At 36.9% G+C, this 20,156-nt stretch carries 23 protein-coding genes; 5 read left to right on the top strand and 18 right to left on the bottom strand.

The window, feature by feature from the left end:
* Nucleotides 1-1,188 precede the first annotated feature (1,188 nt).
* Nucleotides 1,189-1,371: a hypothetical protein gene (locus QMN38_RS25360; protein WP_323606336.1), complete on the top strand. Its 183-nt coding sequence runs from the start codon at nucleotides 1,189-1,191 to the stop codon at nucleotides 1,369-1,371.
* Between the two features lie 4 nt (nucleotides 1,372-1,375).
* Here the strand turns inward: QMN38_RS25360 and QMN38_RS25355 are convergent, their stop codons facing one another.
* The 11 genes from QMN38_RS25355 to QMN38_RS25305 form a co-directional block, all read right to left on the bottom strand.
* Nucleotides 1,376-1,900 (bottom strand): hypothetical protein, encoded by a 525-nt coding sequence (locus QMN38_RS25355; RefSeq protein WP_001760552.1) that lies wholly within the window; start codon nucleotides 1,898-1,900, stop codon nucleotides 1,376-1,378.
* An 80-nt stretch (nucleotides 1,901-1,980) separates the two neighbouring features.
* The gene (locus QMN38_RS25350) at nucleotides 1,981-3,447 is read right to left on the bottom strand and encodes a flagellin N-terminal helical domain-containing protein (RefSeq protein ID WP_323606335.1); all 1,467 of its coding nucleotides are present in this window, start codon (nucleotides 3,445-3,447) and stop codon (nucleotides 1,981-1,983) included.
* A gap of 286 nt (nucleotides 3,448-3,733) precedes the next feature.
* Entirely contained in the window at nucleotides 3,734-3,976 is a 243-nt protein-coding gene (locus tag QMN38_RS25345; protein ID WP_196093961.1) for a hypothetical protein, read from the bottom strand.
* Between the two features lie 116 nt (nucleotides 3,977-4,092).
* Nucleotides 4,093-5,016, bottom strand: a complete 924-nt coding sequence (locus QMN38_RS25340; RefSeq protein ID WP_196093960.1) for a hypothetical protein — start codon at nucleotides 5,014-5,016, stop codon at nucleotides 4,093-4,095.
* 8 nt (nucleotides 5,017-5,024) lie between these two features.
* Nucleotides 5,025-5,939, bottom strand: a complete 915-nt coding sequence (locus QMN38_RS25335; protein WP_323606334.1) for a hypothetical protein — start codon at nucleotides 5,937-5,939, stop codon at nucleotides 5,025-5,027.
* 10 nt (nucleotides 5,940-5,949) lie between these two features.
* Nucleotides 5,950-6,135, bottom strand: a complete 186-nt coding sequence (locus QMN38_RS25330; protein WP_323606333.1) for a hypothetical protein — start codon at nucleotides 6,133-6,135, stop codon at nucleotides 5,950-5,952.
* 21 nt (nucleotides 6,136-6,156) lie between these two features.
* Nucleotides 6,157-6,660: a hypothetical protein gene (locus tag QMN38_RS25325; protein WP_063613380.1), complete on the bottom strand. Its 504-nt coding sequence runs from the start codon at nucleotides 6,658-6,660 to the stop codon at nucleotides 6,157-6,159.
* A gap of 14 nt (nucleotides 6,661-6,674) precedes the next feature.
* Nucleotides 6,675-7,268 (bottom strand): hypothetical protein, encoded by a 594-nt coding sequence (locus tag QMN38_RS25320; protein WP_058672256.1) that lies wholly within the window; start codon nucleotides 7,266-7,268, stop codon nucleotides 6,675-6,677.
* Nucleotides 7,255-7,791 (bottom strand): hypothetical protein, encoded by a 537-nt coding sequence (locus QMN38_RS25315; protein WP_323606332.1) that lies wholly within the window; start codon nucleotides 7,789-7,791, stop codon nucleotides 7,255-7,257. Before QMN38_RS25315 ends, QMN38_RS25320 begins: the two co-directional genes overlap by 14 nt.
* On the bottom strand, nucleotides 7,788-8,213 hold the full coding sequence (locus tag QMN38_RS25310) for a hypothetical protein (protein WP_080068206.1): 426 nt from the start codon (nucleotides 8,211-8,213) through the stop codon (nucleotides 7,788-7,790). Before QMN38_RS25310 ends, QMN38_RS25315 begins: the two co-directional genes overlap by 4 nt.
* A 224-nt stretch (nucleotides 8,214-8,437) precedes the next feature.
* The gene (locus QMN38_RS25305) at nucleotides 8,438-10,708 is read right to left on the bottom strand and encodes a DotA/TraY family protein (protein ID WP_323606331.1); all 2,271 of its coding nucleotides are present in this window, start codon (nucleotides 10,706-10,708) and stop codon (nucleotides 8,438-8,440) included.
* A 177-nt stretch (nucleotides 10,709-10,885) separates the two neighbouring features.
* Here QMN38_RS25305 and QMN38_RS25300 point away from each other — a divergent pair, with 177 nt between their 5' ends.
* The 3 genes from QMN38_RS25300 to QMN38_RS25290 all read left to right on the top strand — a co-directional run bounded on the left by QMN38_RS25300 (nucleotide 10,886) and on the right by QMN38_RS25290 (nucleotide 12,138).
* Entirely contained in the window at nucleotides 10,886-11,383 is a 498-nt protein-coding gene (locus tag QMN38_RS25300) for a hypothetical protein (protein WP_316455150.1), read from the top strand.
* A 5-nt stretch (nucleotides 11,384-11,388) separates the two neighbouring features.
* Complete coding sequence (locus QMN38_RS25295; protein ID WP_094544841.1) at nucleotides 11,389-11,799, top strand: hypothetical protein; 411 nt, start codon at nucleotides 11,389-11,391, stop codon at nucleotides 11,797-11,799.
* An 87-nt stretch (nucleotides 11,800-11,886) separates the two neighbouring features.
* On the top strand, nucleotides 11,887-12,138 hold the full coding sequence (locus QMN38_RS25290; protein WP_127365406.1) for a hypothetical protein: 252 nt from the start codon (nucleotides 11,887-11,889) through the stop codon (nucleotides 12,136-12,138).
* 47 nt (nucleotides 12,139-12,185) lie between these two features.
* Here the strand turns inward: QMN38_RS25290 and QMN38_RS25285 are convergent, their stop codons facing one another.
* From QMN38_RS25285 to QMN38_RS25260, 6 genes are all read right to left on the bottom strand, one after another.
* Nucleotides 12,186-12,446: a hypothetical protein gene (locus QMN38_RS25285; RefSeq protein ID WP_250649779.1), complete on the bottom strand. Its 261-nt coding sequence runs from the start codon at nucleotides 12,444-12,446 to the stop codon at nucleotides 12,186-12,188.
* Between the two features lie 2 nt (nucleotides 12,447-12,448).
* Nucleotides 12,449-14,776, bottom strand: a complete 2,328-nt coding sequence (locus QMN38_RS25280; protein WP_323606327.1) for a DUF927 domain-containing protein — start codon at nucleotides 14,774-14,776, stop codon at nucleotides 12,449-12,451.
* Between the two features lie 72 nt (nucleotides 14,777-14,848).
* Nucleotides 14,849-15,592 carry a hypothetical protein gene (locus QMN38_RS25275; protein WP_063613376.1) on the bottom strand — a complete coding sequence of 248 codons (744 nt, stop codon included), beginning with the start codon at nucleotides 15,590-15,592 and terminating at the stop codon, nucleotides 14,849-14,851.
* A 10-nt stretch (nucleotides 15,593-15,602) separates the two neighbouring features.
* Nucleotides 15,603-17,534 (bottom strand): coiled-coil domain-containing protein, encoded by a 1,932-nt coding sequence (locus QMN38_RS25270; RefSeq protein WP_063613375.1) that lies wholly within the window; start codon nucleotides 17,532-17,534, stop codon nucleotides 15,603-15,605.
* Between the two features lie 151 nt (nucleotides 17,535-17,685).
* On the bottom strand, nucleotides 17,686-18,021 hold the full coding sequence (locus tag QMN38_RS25265; RefSeq protein WP_039505237.1) for a hypothetical protein: 336 nt from the start codon (nucleotides 18,019-18,021) through the stop codon (nucleotides 17,686-17,688).
* Between the two features lie 5 nt (nucleotides 18,022-18,026).
* Entirely contained in the window at nucleotides 18,027-18,653 is a 627-nt protein-coding gene (locus QMN38_RS25260) for a ParA family protein (protein ID WP_050193935.1), read from the bottom strand.
* 168 nt (nucleotides 18,654-18,821) lie between these two features.
* On the opposite strand from QMN38_RS25260, the gene QMN38_RS25255 reads away from it, so the two are divergent.
* Nucleotides 18,822-19,940, top strand: a complete 1,119-nt coding sequence (locus tag QMN38_RS25255) for an LPD7 domain-containing protein (RefSeq protein ID WP_323606321.1) — start codon at nucleotides 18,822-18,824, stop codon at nucleotides 19,938-19,940.
* A gap of 154 nt (nucleotides 19,941-20,094) precedes the next feature.
* On the opposite strand, the gene QMN38_RS27105 is transcribed toward QMN38_RS25255, so the two are convergent.
* Nucleotides 20,095-20,156 (bottom strand): IS1 family transposase (locus QMN38_RS27105; RefSeq protein WP_071528444.1); only part of this gene is annotated, 62 nt, incomplete at its 5' end.

Raw genomic sequence — 20,156 nt, 5'->3', positions numbered from 1 at the left:
AACTACATGTAGATAAGTAGGTCTATAGATCTACATCTCAAACTATATTGGCAAACTACATTATTTATTTATATGAGAATTGAGCATATCGGTGGAATGGGTGGAATATGTGGAATATGCTGTAAAGCTTTGATATATAAGGGTTTATTCGTTCCACCTCTATTCCACCTTTATTTTTTATTGTGGAATCTGGCTTTTCAGGGTGGAATATATGGAGGGTTTTCGCCGTTATGGTGGTTATTGTACCGTATGTAGATTTTGAATGCTGGTATATCTGAGAAAATCTCAATTTCTACTTTCTACTTTTGCCCGGAACGGGGTTTTTAGATCTGAAATATGGTAATACACTATACTATACTACATTGTAAATTGATGGTTTAAGATTATAGAAAACCTGAACGGGAAATTTCTATTTTTCTACATTCTATTTGGTTGGGTACCTGCCCGGAACGGGTGATCAGGAAAAGAGTAAAGCAGTACAGCCACTTGATAAAAGTTTAAAGCTGGTGCGAGTTTCTAAAAGTAGAATCCAGTCTCCAAATGGAAACTTTCTCTACCTGGTGGATCAGCAATGACATTCCCTGTCATCGATATATGGTAGGTCGGTTTGAGAAAATGAAATAGTAATATACTACAATATACTATACTACACTCTAACCTATGAAGTGTGACCTTATCCAGGTGGAACGGGGAACATTGAAAGTTTTGGGGCTGTATGCCCCGCCATTACTGGTAAGTAGTGTTCCACGGTTAATTCCCCTTCGTGGAATGAGTAGAGCCTGAACAGTCGATTGATAAAAGTTTAGCAGTGCCAGCCGCATGATCGGAACGGTAATACACTATACTATAATATACTACATTAACGGATAGCCAGATCTGCACAAAAGCAATGCTGGACGGCGGCGACTCAATCCAGTTCGCCAGGAACGGCAAGCCATCCTCCCTTAATCGAGCATTATCGATCTGCAAGAGTGGCCAACCCTTCAAATCTGCTCACCGATTAACCAAAAACACCCCAATAGCTCAAATCCTTGCCTGTAAGCCGTTCTGAGCGACTTTTGCACCTAACCCATACAAACACCCTACCACTACTAAAAAAATTGAATGCCTGTAAGGATATTTTGGGGATAATGGGATAGGATTCCGATAAAAGAGCTACATGAAATCATTAACAGAACGGGGCTGTCGGTGGAACGGATCAGTATTGGCAAACTACGATATGTAGAACCAGTAATGTATCAATCAAGAGAAGATGCCCGTAAAGCTTCACTGTCGGGAGAATTTATTGTCTATGCTCTTGGTCTTACCGAGCAAGCTTATCGCCGTCTGGAATATCCTTTTGAAAATATTGATAACCAACTGATAATATGAAGGTTTAACCAGAGTAATCTGAGGAGGTTATTCTGCTAACCCAGTCAAACATGATCTGCATATGGTTGCCATTAGGTCTAATCATTCCGACTTGACAAGCATTAACGCCAGTTGTTTCCCCTATCAGAATACGCCCATCTAGCATATGTACTTTTATACCCACCCCTTGTTTAAAGCACTTATTGCAGATAGAGAAAAAGTCTTTCCTTGTTGGGTCACATGGCTGAACATTAAAAACATCAGCAGCAATAAGTCTTGCGGTTAAACTTTCGCCAATCGGCAATTCTTCGAGTGATGCGAGAAACTCAAGTTTTACCTCAATCCTATTGCTTCCCTTAGCTTCATCAGATGCCAAGATCATATTTTCTTTCTGATTAAACTTTGAAATATAACCGATTATTGATTGCCCGTTGCCGCTTACCAACTTTACAGGATAATCATTGAAGCGTAGAAATTGTATCCTGCGAGCAAGCGTAGAATATTCACGGGGCCATTTTTCCGCTTCTCGACCATATGAGATATCATTCATAACAGTTGTACCTTAGAACCAGTTTTAGCACATTAAACAAAAAAGCCCCGCAATCACGGGGCTTAGTACTATAAACTATATTAACGCAGCAGAGACAGTACGTTCTGCGTGGTCTGGTTAGCCTGTGCCAGAACAGAAGTACCCGCCTGTTGCAGGATCTGAGCACGAGACATGTTAGACACTTCGGTCGCGTAGTCAGAATCTTCGATACGGCTACGAGCAGAAGACAGGTTGTTTACGGTGTTACCCAGGTTGGTGATAGCAGAATCGAAACGGTTCTGTACCGCACCGAGGTCAGAGCGAAGGGCATCAACTTTTGCTAATGCTTTATCGATGGTTTCCAGCGGCTTTTCAGTTGATTGCATCGTTTTAGCTGCATCGGCATTGACAAGAATTGGGCTACCACCTTGCGACTTACCTACATACATAACTTTATTATCAACAGCATCTGTTACCACTCCGTCCTTGCTTACTTTGTAGTTTTGTCCATCAACGACTAAAGAGCTACCTGTTTTCTTACCATTTTTAATATCCAGATCAGATACTGTCGCAGCTTTATTACTTACTTCTTCAGTGGTAAGCGTTCCAGCCGCTGTTTTATAGATAGGCTTATCTGTAGCTAAACTTGCATCTGCACCATCTGTATCCTTACTACCAGTGATAGTAAAGGTTACCTTTTCACTGTTGATCATAGCTTCGTATTTACCGTTACCATCAGTAGTAGCAGCACTTATTACCTTATATTCAATACCTTTGAGGGTGAAAGTTGCGCTCTGAGCTTTACCCTGACCAGCAGCAGCTAATGCTGTAGCATCAACGCCTTGACCCAAGACTTTAGTATCGTTTGAAGTAGTCAGTGACCCATCTACTGCGCTAATATACATCGAATTAACGGTGCTATTCTGAACAGCACCACTTTCAATGTTAACTGTATAAGTATTACCAGCAACATCATAGTTGTCAGTACCGGTAGCTTTGAATTTAGAAACTAAATCACTAGCGGTTGCTTTTGTAGCACCGTTAATATTGAAACCATCTAATCCAAGTGTTTTAGCATCAATTTTTGCCAAATTAATCGTGATAGTTTCACCATCGTTAGCGCCTACCTGGATTTTCATCTCGTTATTCTCAGCCAGCACTTTCACGCCGTTGAACTGAGTCTGATCTGAAACGCGATCAATTTCTTCCAGGCGTTGAGTAATTTCAGCCTGAATCGAAGACAGATCGCTGTCAGAGTTGGTACCGTTAGTTGCCTGAACGGACAGTTCACGTACACGCTGCAGGTTGTTGTTGATTTCGTTCAACGCACCTTCTGTAGTCTGGGCAACAGAAATACCGTCGTTGGCATTACGGGACGCCTGAGTCAGGCCTTTGATGTTAGAGGTGAAGCGGTTAGCAATCGCCTGACCCGCAGCATCGTCTTTCGCGCTGTTGATACGCAGACCGGAAGACAGACGCTCGATAGCGGAGCTCAAGGAAGACTGAGATTTGTTCAGGTTATTCTGGGTCAACAGCGACAGGCTGTTTGTATTGATGACTTGTGCCATAATATTTTCCTTTTGGGTATATAAGTCAGGCTTACCTGTGTCTTTCAAGTTATCGACCACTTTGGCCTAAACTTTATCTTTTTTTTATTTTCATCAATCCATTGTTTTTTATTTGGTTTTTGGCAGACAAGGGGCAGTTAACAGTACACAACCAATTATGTGAATTTTTCATCAAGTCTTGCTCTCTGTTGCTACTTCACAAAAAATTGCTAAGGAAGGTGCGAATAAGTCACCAAACATAAAAATGCGCCTTTGTAAGTATTTGAATTTAATAAACTAATTTTTTTCAGTTTCGTTGTGGAGGGTGCTTATTCGCACCCTCCTTTGCGTAGTCCTGGTTAACCTGTGGGATCACTGTTTGCTGTTCCTTCGGTTTAAACAAGCTGTATGCCGTCAGAACGGCAAGAACGGCGACACCACAGTAAAATGCTTTCCTGTTGCTCGCTATCCTGTTCCTGATTTTCTTTTCTGTATTAAGATAGGTTTTCTTTAAATGCTTCTTTTGTTTTTTTGATAAAATATTTTCCATAGTAAAATCCCCGCTTATAGTTATTTTTTATACATCTAATGGTTACAGTGAAATTGTCAATAAGCTGGGGTAAAAAAAGACAACTGGTTAAGCTGTCTTTTATGTGAGTAGGTTCATTACATTCTTCTTCTGGTGCTGGGTTTAGGTGTTGAGGATTGAGAAAGTATCGAATGAAGTTCTTCTCTTTCCTCTTTGATATACTTATTTATCATTTCAATAGTTGGTTTGTTTGTTTTTTCATGTAAACATTCACCTCCACTGTTTTCAAAGATTCGATAGATATTACTAATGGCAACATCTTTATTCTTACTTGTATCTAAATATCTTTTCAGTAAGTGAGCCTTCAACTCTCCGGTAGTATCTATTTCATCTATTTCAGAAAGTCCTTTTTCATTTAATTCTATTACTTCATAGGCATCAACAAGTTTTTTAAATGTATCATCAGGGCAAAGCATAAGTAATTCACAGTTATAATATAGTCGCCCAATCTCCCCCTCTAAATCAGACAAGGTGTTATTATTAAGCAATCCATTATCTATCAGTAAATCGAGTTTATTGATATCTATAAACTTAGGGTTTTCTTTGTCTCTTATAAAATTAGATATACGATAGTTTTTCTTTAAATATTCGCCATTATCGTCACATTCGATAAATTCTAAAAAATGGTTGCTTTTGCTGAATTTATTTAAATCAAGACCTTTTTTAACACACTCTTTTAAAACCTCGTAACCACATTCTGTAATCACTGGTACATTATCTTTACCAGTTTTATACATATTATATCCTTGTTTTATTAATTCTATGCCTCCATAATCTCTATACCGTTCGATTGGTAGTTGGTTAATGTCAAAATTAATTGATTTTAGAAACCTGACAGAGTTAATAAATTCATTCATAGTGAAGCCATTATCAAAAAGTTTGATATGGATTTTATCTACTCCCCCGGCTTTTACTATGGCATTTATGATACTGTCAGTATCTAAATTACCATTACTTCTTTTATTGTATATCTCTTGACCTTCTGAGTTTTTTATTATCATAATTCCTCCTACATTCTTCTTCTGGTGCTGGGTTTTGGTGCGGTTTGTGTGAAAGCAGCCTGGATCTCGTTCTGTTCTTGTTTAGTGTGTTTTTTAATCATGTTTATAAATGGTAAGTTATCCTTACTGTTTATATTTTCACCTCTTTTCTCCAATGACTGATATATTTCATTAATAGCAGAATCTTTGTTTGCACTCGTTTCTAAAAACCTATCAATTAATTGAATTTTAAAATTACCAGAACCATTAAAATAACACAGATCCATGTCATGAATTTCTTGAATCTTATCAATATTTAACTCTATTTTATCGTAAGCATTAAGAACTTTTTTAAAGGTTTCTTTATTCATGGCTGATTGATATTTATAATAAAGCGGTCCAAAGTCTCCCTCTAAGTCTTTTAATGTTTTTTCGTTTAACAATCCATTGTCAGCAAGCAAGCTAAATTTGTCGTAGTCTATGCTCTCTTTATATCTTATAAAATTAGATATATCAGAATAATGAACCTTTCTACTATTACCTCTTTCATCATAGTCAATTTCAGATCTAAAATGATTGTCAACATTGAATTTATTCAGATCTAAACCTTGTTTAATACACTCTTTTAAAACCCCATAACCACATTCTGTAATGACCGGGATATTATGCCTACCTGTTTTGTACATATCATAGCCTTGCTTGATAAGTTCAATGGCTACAACTTCTTCGTATTGGTCTATCGGAAGCTTGTTAATGTCATAGTTTATGTTTTTTAAAAATCTTATTGCTTTAATCGCTTCCTCATCATTGAAATCATCGGCATAAAAAGTTAAGTTAATATTTTCTATGCCACCCGCTTTAACGATGGCATCAATTATTCTTTCTGGTTCAAAATCGTTTCTGTTTCTGTATAAACTTCTACCTTCTAAATCTGTTATTATCATAATTAACTCCTTATTTATTGTTAGCTGCTAATTCTATTTTATCTAATAAGTTTATTTTGTCTATTCTATTTTTCCTGAAAAGATTTTCAGCATGATAAATGTCTGCGAGTAGTTTGGTTTTTTTCTTTTCTGGAATAAATTCTTTCACCCTGTCGCCATACATTACCTTTTCCATTTCTTCCGCTTTTATTATCATAAGTCACCGCCTTTTTTATAATTATGTGATTAGTGTATTTAAATTAAATATTGCATAAAACATTCCCACACCCGATATGGCTAAAACAGTCATACCAGCAATGAATTTCATTGAAACAATTTGCTGTCTTGCTTTGTTAATGATGTTGTTTATTATGCTTTCTGATGTTCTGTTAAACCCATCAATTACCTTTATTCCCTCCTTATAATTTTTTCCTTTAACCCTGATTTTGTAGTAAACGGATAGAGAGCCTGGCGAGTAGCTGAATCTGAACCCTACCAGTATGTCTCTTGCTACCTTAATGGTTACTACATTCCCCTTTCTTGTTATGTCCTTAAACTTCTTCTTGTAGTGATCTTCCACCAGGATAGCGAACATATGCCCTGTATCAGCTATCCCCCCGTATCTGTCGTCCAGCTTCAACTGTGTGTGGCTATCGGTTAACAGGAAGTCCATAGCTGTCGTTCCCTTTCTTTTGCTGTGCTTCAAAGCTGATTTAACAGACCTGATTATCATATCGTCCATACCCTTTCCCCCGTTTACAGTCTTCTCTTCTTCGTCGTTCCTGTCGTCGCTGCTATGACTTCCTTCAGCTCCGCTTGCTCATTACCTGCCGCTTTCGCTTTGAGAGCCTCATAGAGCCTTACAGACGGCAAATCGGCTATAACCCCCATGTAATACTCTTCCACCTTCGCTATAAGCTTCTCGTAGCTGTCCAGGTGCTGTAATCGCTTATGTGTGCCGGTGGCCAACATGGCATCGAGAAAACAGACAATGTTTGCTGTTAAGTGGTCTATCCTTTCTTCATCACTTGCAAGCCTGGTATAACTACCCATGTATCTTGCAATGACCAGTTCCGGGATAGTGTAAGATCTGCGGGATAAGTGGTATTTGACCGTTTGACGGTGTGTGTCCATGAACAGAGAGAAGAACTCTTTACGGCAAGAAATCATCATGTCTTCCATGAAAAACATGCCATTGGTTTTTGTCTTGTTTATAGTGAATCCTGGTTCAAGAGATAACTGCATAGCTTCCTGATATCTTTCTTCTTCCCCTGCATTAACGATTGTCCAGAAAGTAAGATATTTTTTCGCTTGTTCGGGATTTTTACCAATGAGATTAAATTTCGCCATAAACACCCCCTAACTGTTCTTTTCTCATTTCTATTTCTTTAAGAATTTCCATTCTTTTAGCTTCATTATCTTTCCACCAATCCATTTTGATTAACTGCTTCATAACTTCATGGTAAGTGATAAGTATTAAAGTCTGGTCGTCTGCTTTTACTTTATCAAAAACCTTTTCAGTGATTTCCGTAGTGACGGATTTTAATTCTTCTTTCATGCTTTCAGGTCGGTTTGTCTGACTTATGAAATACTGAATCATTATTTTGCAAATTTCTTTTGTGTTAGTGAATACAGATAGCATCCTGTCGAGAGTTTCCTGTGCTTCCACACTCAATTTATACTCGCCAGTTTTTTTGTTTCTATTTTGCTTACAGGTTACATCTTCGTAGATAAAAGAATTGCTTGCTCTAACTCGTTTTATTTTTTTATCTGATTCTATAATGCAAAGCTTAAAATTAACCAGGCTTGAAGTTAGTTTATTTTGGTTTAAAATGAGTTTGAAGCCCACTAAATCTCTTTCTTTTAAAATCATACTTTCCTCCTTCTCTTTTCTTTTTGCTCTTGTCTTACTTGCTTATAGGATTTTAAATCGAAATTAATATCTCTGTATGTGTAAAAGAGAATGCTTAAACCAACACTGATAAAGCCGCACAAGATATAAGCCGTTAAATCTAACTTGAATGTTTCATCCCTGAATATAAAAACCATGATGGAAAACAATAATGTCATACTGAAAAAATAAACACCAACCAGATAATTAATTTTACCTTTAATCCACTTCGCTAAATGCCATATGTTTTTCCAGAATCCCGACTCTTCGAGCCTTTTGTATTTGGCTAAAAAAGTGTTTTTAAATAAATTAAAAAGAACAACAATAAACCCAAGGCCCATAATAATTGTGATTGGGATCGTCAGAATCGGATTGGTTAAATTAAACAAATTAAATGTATTCATAATTGACTCCTTTATTTGTATTTTTTATTTACCCTTTTATATATTTATAAATGCCCCAGTGAAAATGTCAATAAGCTGGGGCTAAATAAATATAAAAATATTTGATATTTGAAAATAAATAGAATATATTAAAGTCGTTACCATAAGTAACTCCGTAAATATTGTTGATTAATTGGTTTCTATATTGAAACAAAAAGCCCCTAAGTTAAGGGGCTTTATTTTATTTAACCTTTTGTTTTTGGTTTATCAGAAGAATCATTATTACCGCTACCAGAACCCCCGCCATCATGCCCGTTTGCTGCATTCATGGTATTTTCTTCATTTCTTTCTCTAAGCTCCTGAGCCCTTTGTGCTCCTCTTGTAGAAACACTACTCATAGTCATAACAGCTTGTTTACTACCGCCACCGATTTTTTCAGTCGTATGAGAAGAACCACCTTCGATACCATTCGCATAATCACCCATTGAGCGAGATAAACCGCCACCAATCCATTGTAGGATGCTGTCTGGTATAGAGTGAATTAAACCAAAGAGCTTGTTCATAGTTTCTTCCACAACTTTTAAATAGATCGTAATCATAACGATTTTACCTATGAAAGCGGCTGCACCGACTCCTATAGTATCGCCAGTGAAAGCAATGAAAGCATTTATTAACATTAGGCATGGTGTCATGAGTGATAGAGCTACTACGAACCCGATAACCATAAGAACAGGACGGAGGATAAGAGACAGTATCAACATGTATCCTTGCCCCATTTTACCTACTACACCGTCTTGATCTGGTGCAAGGTGAGCAACCATCCATAGAGGTGCTGCAAACATGGATTCAACTACTAACACCAACCAACCTATAATCGCACCAAACCAGACTATGAAAGGTTTCCATGCAATAACATAAGCCATTCTGATTCCAGCCCAGAACAGAGCAAATAATAGTCCTGTAACCAATGGTGTAACCAATGTCGTAGCTGAAATAACCCCACCAGGTATAACATTAGCAGCGGTACCAATACCTAAAACAACAGTTGTCATGACTCCATATGTTACAAGAGCAAAATTGATTAAAGATAATCCAATATTGATTATTGCTACAACTGGATTTGCAGTAAATGCCTGTGCTGTGAAAAGAGCAGCAAGTTCGGAAGGAGAGAAAACAGCCATTAATTTATCTAAAAGACTTTGGTCACCTTCTGTTCCTGCACCGGCACCACTTGCACTGTTATTATTCAACATATTTGCTTTTGCAAAATATGCTTTTAAATTTTTCTTGGTTTTATCAACAGAAGGATAATCTGTTTTATCAGAACCACCAAACCAGCTTGTTGATTCTTCCAACATACTACCTGTAACACCTGTACCAATAGGAACATTATTTACTACATTATTAACAGCACTTTGAGCCATTGCGATTCTAATAAACCATGCTCCTGCTGATACGAATCCATCTTTTTTCAATGATTCAACCGTGTCTTTTGAAATTGAATCCTGGTAAGCCGTATTAGCTGCAAGAGCAATAGCAACCTTATAAGCGTCACCTGCTACTTTCATATCATTGGCTATGTAATCAGCAGTAATAGAATCATCATTATTAGCAATTCTGTTTCCTACATCGCTTGCTCTTGCTAATAAAGCACTTAATGCTATTACATGAACTGGAATCAAGCTTCTTTGAATTTTATTAAGGTCAACAAGGTCAAGTGCTGCCTGGGGTGCATTTGCTATAACTTTATCAGAAGTAGCATACATGTCATAAATTATAGAACCACAGGCATTTCGTGAAGCCTCTCTATTTTTATTACCAAACTCTATGACAAGTTTTTTCCCATTGTTAGTGCCACTGGTTGTTGAGGTTGTAACTCCTGGATTCCATTCTTCTTTTGTTATGTTTAATAATTTATCAATAATACCAGCACTTTTTCCGTCAGCTTCGTTATCTGCCTGGTCTTTCTTAATGGCTGCTATACAGGCATATCCACTTACAGCACTTTGGTAAAGTGTACTGATCTGTCTGTCAATAACAGGCTGAGGCAAAACAGAACCTTTTAATGGATTTTCAACAAAAGCATTCCAGGTCTGATCTGCAAGTCCTACCCCCTGCACTGCAAGCCATACCACGATAATTTGTATGGCACAGAACCCGCCTTTGATAGGCATGATCATAGAGACACCAAGAGTCGTTCTCACTGGCAACCATAGAGAAGACCACTTCTTACCTAACATTTCACCATCGTGAGCTGTGTTGAGTGTGCCGGCAAGCATGGTATAACCTGCAAGAACTCCCCCAAAAGCAAGTATACCCGCAAGGAATACACCAGTTATGGGGGAAAAAGGGGAAGTATCAGGGTAAAATAACGGTATGAAAATATTTTTAATTAACCAGTTATCATCGTTAGGTTTGAAAAGATCAAAACCTTCTGCATAAGCATTTTGTGTTATTGTTAGTGAAAGAAGTAAGAATATACTTCCTAAATACCTCATTATATTTTTTGTACTCATAAGAACTCTCCATATTTATTTTGTTTTTCTTATATCTATTTCCTCATTTTTAAATTAAGGCTATTGACATATGTTTAGTTTTAAATATATTAAATTATATATAAGATAATATATGAAATAATATATTTAAATATATAAGAGAAAAAAATAATATAGTCAACACCCGGAGAGTTAAATATGATAAATAAAATAAAATCAGTAGAATTAATTGAGGAGAATATGTTGCAACAAATAAGCAAAGACATATTTTTAGTAAATGCAATACCACCTAATACATTTGCAAATGGGAAAGGTATTTTAATATCAAATCCTCAATGGCTTACAGAAAAACTACTATCTGTATCAGCGGGAGTTAGTAAGGGAAAATATACAATGCTGTATGTGGCTTTACTTGTTGAAATGGTGGAAAAAATCAAATCTATGAGCTCCGATGAGAAAGATAGAACTTTTAAAATTTTAAAGCAAAAAGAAAACGATCTTAAATTTTCGGTTACATGCGGAATGGAAAAAAAGAAAATACAATTATTAGTTCCTGAAAAAACACTTGATGATATTAATGGGTTAATGCCTGATAGCTTTAAGTATTATATGATTCCAGCATTAATTGACCATGCTATTAATTTAAAAGAAAAAAGTGGAAATGTATTTTTATTTGAATGTCATCAAGAGGGGTAATAATTATGAAAACTAAATTCTCACAAAAACTAAGACAATATCATTATAATGAAAAAAAACTAAGAAGAAGATATATAGAGTTTTGTATCCTTTGCTATGTTTCATATTCTGTATTGATTGCTACGGTTGTTTTCGGATTCTTGGCAGAAGATATATTCCAGTTGTATTCTGCTGTGATCTTTGGCTTGATAATGTCAACTCTGACATTCAGATTTAGTCTAATGGCATATGGAGTAAAGTATCAAACAACTTACACTCATGGTTTTTTCAGAACCCCAGGGGAATGGCTTCCTGATTTTTCCTACAATACGGTATGGAAAGAAGAATGGAATGAAGAACCCATTGATGTGTTAGCAATAGAAGAAACTAAATCTTTACCAAACAAAAAACCTAACAGCTTCAATGACATTATGTAAGATGATGAAAAACATCGAAAAAAACTTGAGATACAAAAAAGAGTACGCTAAATTAATAATGAACAAACGGTTTATAGGAGAAATAAAATGACTACTTCACACGATTTATCAACTATCTTAATGGCATGGGGTGTATTGTTTTTATGTGTATGGCTTACTAAGCATTATACCCGTTTAGAACTTAGTAATATTCTGACTTCTGGAAAAGTTTCTATTCAGTATGTTGTTGCCAACCTTGCTTATCGTGCTGGCTTCATTGCTTTGGTTGTTGCTTGTCTGGCTTCATTAGCGGTGTCAATCGGGTTTTCTGTCGGGTATTTCGGTTCTTATTACCCTTAAAAATACTCTCCTATAAGCCGTTAAAAAGCCCCTGTTTAGGGGCTTTGTTATTTCTGAATCTTTTCTAACATTCTTGATAGTTCTTCTGCCGTTTTGGGTCTACCTGCCTTAAACCCTGTTGATACCTTTTGCTGGTTTGCCGTTCGGTTAAGCAGTCTTGCCAGTTCTTCGGGGCTTCGCTCCTTAAACATGCCTGTTGGAGTCTTGCACACATAAACATTGTTGGTGAAAAAAATCCTGACTGGCTGATCTGCTTCACTGTCTATAAGGGCATTTCTGCCCTGGTTAAGGGTGTATCTGTCTTTCATAATCACTCTCCTTTGTTGGTTTTATTTTGAATGGAAGCTCCTATGTTATCCCAGTCGGTAAAGCCGAATCTGTCATAGTCCTCCATGATTTTGTCTAACTGTTGTTCAATTTCAGGTGGGAGTTGCCCGTTCTCGTTCTCTGGAAGGTGCTCTGTCGTGAAATCTGGCTCTTTCACCGGGGTGATTTCCTTCAGATTTTCTTCTGGTGCAACTTCTGGTACTTCAAATTCCAGGATATCGCTTATATCTTTAAGCTCAATTTGGTAAGCACGACTAACACCAGATAGCATTGCTTTATACTTGTCACTAAGTTTTTTAGTGTTCTTACCGCCCTGCTCTCTCAACATTCCAAGATTTTTGGCAGCTGAAATCATCTTATCTTTTGAAATCCCATAACGAGCAAGGCTATCAAATGCACTCGGATTAAGTAACACATACCCGTTGTAATCCAGGGCATGATCCATAACCGTTTCCTGCACAACAACACCTAATGCACCGGTACTTGCTTTTGTCGCATTACTGGAAAATTCAATCGCCTGATCAATCTGAGATTTTTTCATATCTAAGCGATTGCCCTGGCAATAAGCATAATTTTCCCAACGGAATCTTTGAGCATTATCCGTTATGAAACTTTTTAACATTTCATAAGTGTTAGCATCTTCATTTTGCTTTTTGGATATAAGTTCGTCTTCCGATCTCTTGAATCGTTCAATGATAATGTCAACGGCTGCCTGACAAGCTGCACCTTCTTTTTCACCTAATACATCACCGACCAGTTCAGCACCAACCTGAGCAAGAGCCAGCATTTCGAGTGAGCGAGGTTCGTTCTGCAAGTCAACCAGCTTAATATCAGATGTTAATTCATTAAAAAGTTCTTTAAGTCTTGCTTTATATTCCTTGCCCTTTGCTTTGATTTGTTCAATCGCTTTTGGGTAGAAATGCCCGTAGTTTTCATTCATGATCTGAGTGAGTTCTTCGAGCCTGTATTGACCGCCAGTGTAGTTATGAAGAACCGAATCTTCGACATCGATTTGCATTAAACGAGTGAACAAAGCTTGTTCTTTCATTGTTCCACCTGCCACATCTTCAATACGTAGATTAGTTGAAGCAATAACAGAGTTGTTCCAGCTTTCGCCCTGATAAGTGTTTCTGTACTGGTCTGAATAAGCTCGACCACCACCGTTTGTTATATCCATAATCATTGTTGCAGCATGAGCAATGTTATTTTTTAGAAACAGGTTATCTAATTCATCAACGATTAAAACACCATGATTATTATTTGCAAGAAATTTATGGAATCCAATCATAGTAGTATTCCAGTCAATATTATTACCCTTCCCTTTTATCGGGTTGCCCTGCAAGCTTGCGATAAGCTGACATGTTTTAGATTTACCCATATGAGCTTTACCGTAAAGGATATAGAATGGAGTTAAAGTTGTTACGGTAATATATCCACGCATATATCCAGCCGCTGCGAATGCAAGACCAAAAGCCATCTGAGGACAATTTAAAACAAATTCAGAAAGCATTGGGAAATATAAATCAGCACTTCCTTTAACTTCTGTAACTTTTACTTTTTTACCCACATACAAATCATTGTCGGGTCTGATATGGTGCATTAAATCACTTGTCCAGCCACACTGAGAATAGCCCGTCTTTTTATTTAACGAGCCATTAGAAATAACATCATTAATAAGAGAAAGAACTTTTGAATGATTTAATGGAGAAGGGGCAAGAAAACCCGCTTTCTTCACTTCTTTAAAATCGTTAGCAGCACCAGAAGGGATAATAACTTCTTTAAATTCGCCGTCGATGCTCTTGAAAACCAATTTAATATAAGTTACTGATTCGTCAATTGTGCCATCAAGGGCTTTAATAACTTCCACTGGTAAAATCGGGAAGTTATGAACAAGAATATCTTTAACAACAACCTTCCCTTTTACTGATTTCCTGGAAGTGTGATACATACCATGTGTAGTGATTTTCCCTACAAAACTTTCATAAAGAGTTATTTCTTTTTCTTTTTTCTTTCTGCGAATAGGGGAAGGTAACCCGTCCAGTTTGTTAGATGGATCTTCAGAACCAGCTTCCTGTGCTTCTCCAATTACAGTCGAAGCCTGGTGTTCGTCGTTCTGCTCGTCTTCTTCCGTGTATTCGTCGTCTTCCTGATACTCTTCTTCATATTCAGATTCGTTATCAAGATTGTTTTCTTCGATTTGAAGCTGTTCTTCTTCCTGTTCGTGTTCATTTTCCTCTGATACAGCATCAGGATCGTACATTTTTATCTCCACACCTGTTAAAAGGTATGCATCTTTTTCATTTGTTGTCATAAGCACCCCGTTTTATATTATTTTATATATTATTCCGTATATTATAAACTATGTTCGATTTTTATTAAAGTGTCAATAACCTGATGATAATAAATAACTTTTATTTTTACTCATAGACTCATAATAATTTTTACCGCAAATATAATGTGTGGTTCTCACTTCTTTTGTCATCTCTGAATGGTAAACCATTTTGTATTCATGCTTAATGTCTATAAACAATTTTCTTAAAATTCTTCTTTGCTGTTCATTCATTAAATCAGGATAGACAGGCATATTTCTTAATACGGCTTCTGTTAAAACTGCTTTTGTGAACATAACACTGCTATCTACCGATGGTGTAGCCATCCCCCATTCTTCGAAAATCATATCACCGAATAAATCAAACAACTCTGAAATGTTTTCGTAAAAAGTATATTCAGTTTCTTCCATATAAGTTTGAAACTTTTTATCAACTCTTGCCAGTTTTTCTAAATTCTTTTTAGGTATAGCCTGTAAATGCTCATTATAATCACGAGTGTAAAGCTCTATATAAAAATCATTATAATAACATTCAAGTAAATCTAAACCGTCTTCATTAGGTTTAAAAGTAATATGCTTTCTTTTCTTCATTTTTTTAGCATAACCTGGCTTATCTTTCATAATGAGAGGGTTAACCAGCTTGCCGACGAACAAGGGATCGGGAAGAGAACACTCTTCTTCCCTTAACTCATTAATCGCACCCACAATGCCATCAGGTGGGGTAAGGGGAGTTTCCTCCCCGCTTACACCAAGACTCTCTATTTCTTTTATTCTGTCCTTATTGTTGTTTATGTTCATAAGTCACCCCTTACTTCTTATCGTTTTTAGGCTTTTTTGGTGAGTTATCACCATCAGGGTTTATTCCATTGCTTTTAAGAATTTCTTTAAGGCGAGCAATTTCATTATTCATTTCCGTTGCTTTTTCTTTGCTGGCATTGAACAATTCGTCAAAATCTTTCTGCAATGTATCTTTATCAGCCGTTAAGGTTTCTACATTAGTCTTTAATATAGAAACATCGTTGGTTAATGCTTTAATTTCATTCGCTGATTTTGTAGCTTCTTCTTCTCTTATCTTTCTAATTTTTCCAGGTAATTCTTTTAATTTATATTCACTTACTGCTTTGGTTGTTGCATCTTTAAGCAATGATGGCAATTGATTATCTTTAAATGCCTGAATTGCATGTTCAACAGCCGTTGCCACTTTGTTTTTAACACGAGCCACAAAGTTTTTACGGTATTTAACCAGTTTCTGAGCGAACTCACTACGGAGAGTAGCGATCTCAACTTTATGCTTCTCTTTTAGTTCTGCATTTTCCGCTGTCAGTTCTGCTGTCTTCTCTTGCTCAACTTCCAGATTAGCGGTTAAATCAGTATTTTTGTCTGTAAGTGTTGTAATAAGTGCTGAGTTTTCCGCATTTATATTTCTTTCGGTTTCAAGCTCTGTTTCTAACTGATTAAGTTGTAATTCTTGTTCTTCGTTATATTTTCTTTCTCGTGCTAATTCGTCATTAAGATTAGAAATTGTATTTGTGTTTTCAATGATTTTTTCATTGAACTCGTCATTCAGTTTATTAGACTCTTCTAGCTCTTTATTTACTGATTCAAGCTTTCTTGAAGTTTCATTTAAAAGATTTTTAGCATGAATGTATTTAGCTTCATAAAGGATACCTTTATTGATAGCTTGTAATTCTTGTTCTCTTTCGACAAGTTCAGCCATTAGCTCTTTTATCTGAGCCTGTTTTCTTCTAACTTGTTCATTACTGTCAAATGCTGTTTTGTTAATTATAGACTCAAGTTTTTCTATGGATTGTTCTGAAAGATTTCCATGTTGCATTAAAGAGTCGGAAATTTCTTCATCATCAAGAGATTCGTCATTGATATGTTCTTGTGCTACATCAGCAAGAGGCTTATTATTTTCTTCTGCTTCTTTTTTTAATTTTTCTGATTTAATTTCATCTGTCGCACCAATTTCCTCTTGTAAAGAACCAAGGGTTACCGTTGCTTCTATCCCAGCCGCTGCCAAAGCCCTGTTTATCTGATTTTCAACAATCAATCTAACTTTGTTATCTTTTAGTAATAAAGCAGCATTGACAATTCTTTTATTAGGATTTGCTGCATTTATAAATGGAGTAAACTCTCCTTTATCATTCGTTGAAACACCATAATTCTTATCAGTGATACAATGAGCAGAACGGAAGAGGTGGAAATGGTCTGGAATTACATTTCCCAAATGATCTGTCTGGTTGCGGTGAATCCCCCAGGCAAGCACACTTTGCAGACCTTTATTGACTATAATCTGTGGTTTTCTACCGCTATTCTGTTCTTTTCTGAATATAAAATCGGGGTGAGAGATTTCTCTTATGATAATTTCCCTGGTTTTTGATTGTAGGTGCTTAGGAACACCATCAAGATAAAAGACAAAGTGCTCACCTTCCGGTTGTTCATCAAGCTCGTGAAGCTTATTAAATTTCTTTAAACCACCTGCAAGATCTTTCACTTTTAAATCGTTAAGAAATCTTTTTGTAGGGAAATGAACTTTATCGTATACACCTTCCTCTATATCTTTAACCAGTTTTGCAGGATTTGGATCTGTAATCTCTATACCTGACCAGGCATCGATATAATAAGCATCTTCTTGTGTTGGGTATAGAGGACTATCACTGCTGTTTGCTCCTGAGTTTGAAGTTAAAAAACCCTGATGGTTATATGTTTTTAAACCTTTTGCATTAACTTTTGCCATTTGTAACTCCTTAGTTATTTATTTTTTTAAGTAGTAAAGTAGTTTTTTATCTACTTTAATTTACTATATTCTACTTTTCAAAAATAAAAAGTGTCACCTGTTATATTTCCGACGAACTGACGACTTAACTTGTAATTACCTGACATAAGGGTTACTCCCCTTTATTCGATATTTTTACGGCTTTATTTTCCTTAACAAGCTCGCTGGCTTTTAAATCTGCAAGCACCAATAAAGCCGTAGCAATAGGAACACCAGGGGCGATCTGTGCAAGAACAGCTTCCAGTTGTGCAGGAATACGAATATTGGTTAAACGGGTTTCGTCTTCTTTTGCTCTTATTTTTACATTAGTGACGACATGAGCAGCATTATTACTATGTGCAAAATATTCATGCGACCAGTAAGAGTCACCGGCATTGAAAGCTGTTTCAACGGCAATCTTTTCAAACGACTGCATATCATCAAGCCATGAGTTTTTTTTCTTGCTCATAAGTTTTATGCCTTCTCTTTTGCTTTCATATCAGCAATGTGTTTTTCGATTCGTTTATGAATGTATTTAGCTACACCGTCGAACTCCTGGCGAGTGATCCCCAGGTTCGGTAAGCCTGTACCTTCCGAATAGATAGTTACACCCATGCCGTAGGCACGAGAGTAAGAGACTCGCTTCTTCATGTAGGGGACATTTTCAAACTGCATTTCGAGCAGGTCTTTATGCTCTTTGTTTTGCAGTTCTACACGATTAGGAATGACGATACAGAGCTTGTCCGTTCCGTCCAGTTCGTGAACACTCTTGATAGTGATTGAATGGCTTGCTGCATCGAGGATAGTCGGAATGATAACGATAGGGGCAAGCTGACCGCCAGGGTTAACACCTGGGGAGTGATCGAACACAACAGCATCTATCTCGTCGCGGTTTATTTCACTCAGGCTTTTAACAACCAAAAAGGGTAAAGGGCTTCCATTTGCTTTGGCAATGTCTGAACAGATCATAGCCCCGTTTTGTGGGTCATAATCAACCAGTGCCACACGCTTACCCTGATTGGCCAGATACCCGGAGAGAGTTAGACTAGTATGGCTCTTGCCTACACCTCCCTTATAGTTCCAGACGGAATACGGAATCATAAAACCCCCTAACATGATGTTTATAAAGAAATTTCATGGAATCACTCATGAACATTTTATTGCCGTCAGCTATTGCCAACATGCTATAATATACTATACTACATTGTAGAGGGTTTATGCAAAAAAATCATCTAAATTAAAAACATAACTATAACTAAGGAGTTGCCTATGGGATTCGGAACTAACGAAGCTTTAAATGCAGAAAAAGAACAAAACACAGAACACTTCAACACCCAACAGCTTGAAAAAACTTATGCTGATGCTGTTAACAATGTCATTAAGCTAAGGAGAGATCTGAAAGGATATGAAGAGACAAACAACCAGGAAGCGATTGACAAGACTTACGAACAAATAGCAGAGCTTAAAAGCATACAGAACACTACCTATAATGCTCTCGGCTATGTTCCACAGTTTGATGACCTGGAAAACGAAGAAGAAGTAATCCCCGACGAACTGAAAGTGTTTGCTCAACAGAAAGACAATAAAAGTTTAACCGCTGCCGTTGTATCACCGGCAAATGACGAACCCGCCACACCCGCACCAGTCCATAGCAGTGCAGAACCAACAGAAGAAGAACTGTTCCCCGTAGAGCCGAAGGACAACGGTTTTACTGATAAAGCACCAGTAGCAGCTATGACCGTGGCGAACGACGATCCAGAGCCTGCCGTTAAGGACACTACGGAACAGGATATTCTTGAACTGGAAGAACTTCACAATGCAAACAAGGGGCAGTCATTCAATTCTAAAACCCGCTTCCTGGACGACGAAGATTATCACAGGCTTTTTGATAATGTAGGTCGTATTGGTAGATCACTTGATGGGCAAAAGAGAATAGTTTACTTCAAGGACAACACTCAATTGCTTGAAAAAACCGACTCTATTGTGGTCATAGCAAGAAATCAGATCGACAGTGCAAAAAGACTCGTTCTTGTCGCTAAGGAAAAAGGCTGGAATACGGTTACCTTCCAGGGAAATTCTTCCTTCCTTGAAAATGCTTACTTACAGGCTGTTCAGAACGGTGTAGGGGTTAAGCCTTTAAGTGAAGAACAAAGACAGTTTTACAAAGAAGTTCACGAGAAATTTAAACTTGATGAATTAGGCATTAATTTTTTAGGAAAAAAATCTCTTAAAGACCTTGAAGAAGAAAAAAAGGAGAGGGAATTAGCGAAAGTCAGTAATGCCGAACCCGAAAAAAAGCCTGACATAAAACAGCAAAAAGAACCTGAAACACCTAAACCAGAAAATAAACCAGATGAAAACAAGCCAAGAAGACTTTTCAGAAGATAATATTATAAAGGGGGCTTAAATAGCTCTCTTTTTTTATGTATAAACCTGTAATATAATTGATTTTTTGTATATTTAGTATATAGTAATATATATCGGTATATACTATGAGAGAGGTGTATTATGAATACTGAAAAATATGGGTAATGACTCCAACTTACTGATAGTGTTTTATGTTCAGATAATGCCCGATGACTTTGTCATGCAGCTCCACCGATT

Source organism: Citrobacter sp. R-1.5.2, assembly GCF_035064245.1.
Lineage (GTDB): Bacteria > Pseudomonadota > Gammaproteobacteria > Enterobacterales > Enterobacteriaceae > Citrobacter.
The sequence above is the reverse complement of the archived record's forward strand: the minus strand, read 5'-3'. Positions and strand labels throughout refer to the sequence as shown.

Bases quoted from the DNA above. Each gene is read 5' to 3' on its own strand.
- QMN38_RS25355 (WP_001760552.1), bottom strand. From the start codon at position 1,900: ATGAATGATATCTCATATGGTCGAGAAGCGGAAAAATGGCCCCGTGAA.
- QMN38_RS25350 (WP_323606335.1), bottom strand. From the start codon at position 3,447: ATGGCACAAGTCATCAATACAAACAGCCTGTCGCTGTTGACCCAGAAT.
- QMN38_RS25345 (WP_196093961.1), bottom strand. From the start codon at position 3,976: ATGGAAAATATTTTATCAAAAAAACAAAAGAAGCATTTAAAGAAAACC.
- QMN38_RS25340 (WP_196093960.1), bottom strand. From the start codon at position 5,016: ATGATAATAAAAAACTCAGAAGGTCAAGAGATATACAATAAAAGAAGT.
- QMN38_RS25335 (WP_323606334.1), bottom strand. From the start codon at position 5,939: ATGATAATAACAGATTTAGAAGGTAGAAGTTTATACAGAAACAGAAAC.
- QMN38_RS25330 (WP_323606333.1), bottom strand. From the start codon at position 6,135: ATGATAATAAAAGCGGAAGAAATGGAAAAGGTAATGTATGGCGACAGG.
- QMN38_RS25325 (WP_063613380.1), bottom strand. From the start codon at position 6,660: ATGGACGATATGATAATCAGGTCTGTTAAATCAGCTTTGAAGCACAGC.
- QMN38_RS25320 (WP_058672256.1), bottom strand. From the start codon at position 7,268: ATGGCGAAATTTAATCTCATTGGTAAAAATCCCGAACAAGCGAAAAAA.
- QMN38_RS25315 (WP_323606332.1), bottom strand. From the start codon at position 7,791: ATGATTTTAAAAGAAAGAGATTTAGTGGGCTTCAAACTCATTTTAAAC.
- QMN38_RS25310 (WP_080068206.1), bottom strand. From the start codon at position 8,213: ATGAATACATTTAATTTGTTTAATTTAACCAATCCGATTCTGACGATC.
- QMN38_RS25305 (WP_323606331.1), bottom strand. From the start codon at position 10,708: ATGAGTACAAAAAATATAATGAGGTATTTAGGAAGTATATTCTTACTT.
- QMN38_RS25300 (WP_316455150.1), top strand. From the start codon at position 10,886: ATGATAAATAAAATAAAATCAGTAGAATTAATTGAGGAGAATATGTTG.
- QMN38_RS25295 (WP_094544841.1), top strand. From the start codon at position 11,389: ATGAAAACTAAATTCTCACAAAAACTAAGACAATATCATTATAATGAA.
- QMN38_RS25290 (WP_127365406.1), top strand. From the start codon at position 11,887: ATGACTACTTCACACGATTTATCAACTATCTTAATGGCATGGGGTGTA.
- QMN38_RS25285 (WP_250649779.1), bottom strand. From the start codon at position 12,446: ATGAAAGACAGATACACCCTTAACCAGGGCAGAAATGCCCTTATAGAC.
- QMN38_RS25280 (WP_323606327.1), bottom strand. From the start codon at position 14,776: ATGACAACAAATGAAAAAGATGCATACCTTTTAACAGGTGTGGAGATA.
- QMN38_RS25275 (WP_063613376.1), bottom strand. From the start codon at position 15,592: ATGAACATAAACAACAATAAGGACAGAATAAAAGAAATAGAGAGTCTT.
- QMN38_RS25270 (WP_063613375.1), bottom strand. From the start codon at position 17,534: ATGGCAAAAGTTAATGCAAAAGGTTTAAAAACATATAACCATCAGGGT.
- QMN38_RS25265 (WP_039505237.1), bottom strand. From the start codon at position 18,021: ATGAGCAAGAAAAAAAACTCATGGCTTGATGATATGCAGTCGTTTGAA.
- QMN38_RS25260 (WP_050193935.1), bottom strand. From the start codon at position 18,653: ATGATTCCGTATTCCGTCTGGAACTATAAGGGAGGTGTAGGCAAGAGC.
- QMN38_RS25255 (WP_323606321.1), top strand. From the start codon at position 18,822: ATGGGATTCGGAACTAACGAAGCTTTAAATGCAGAAAAAGAACAAAAC.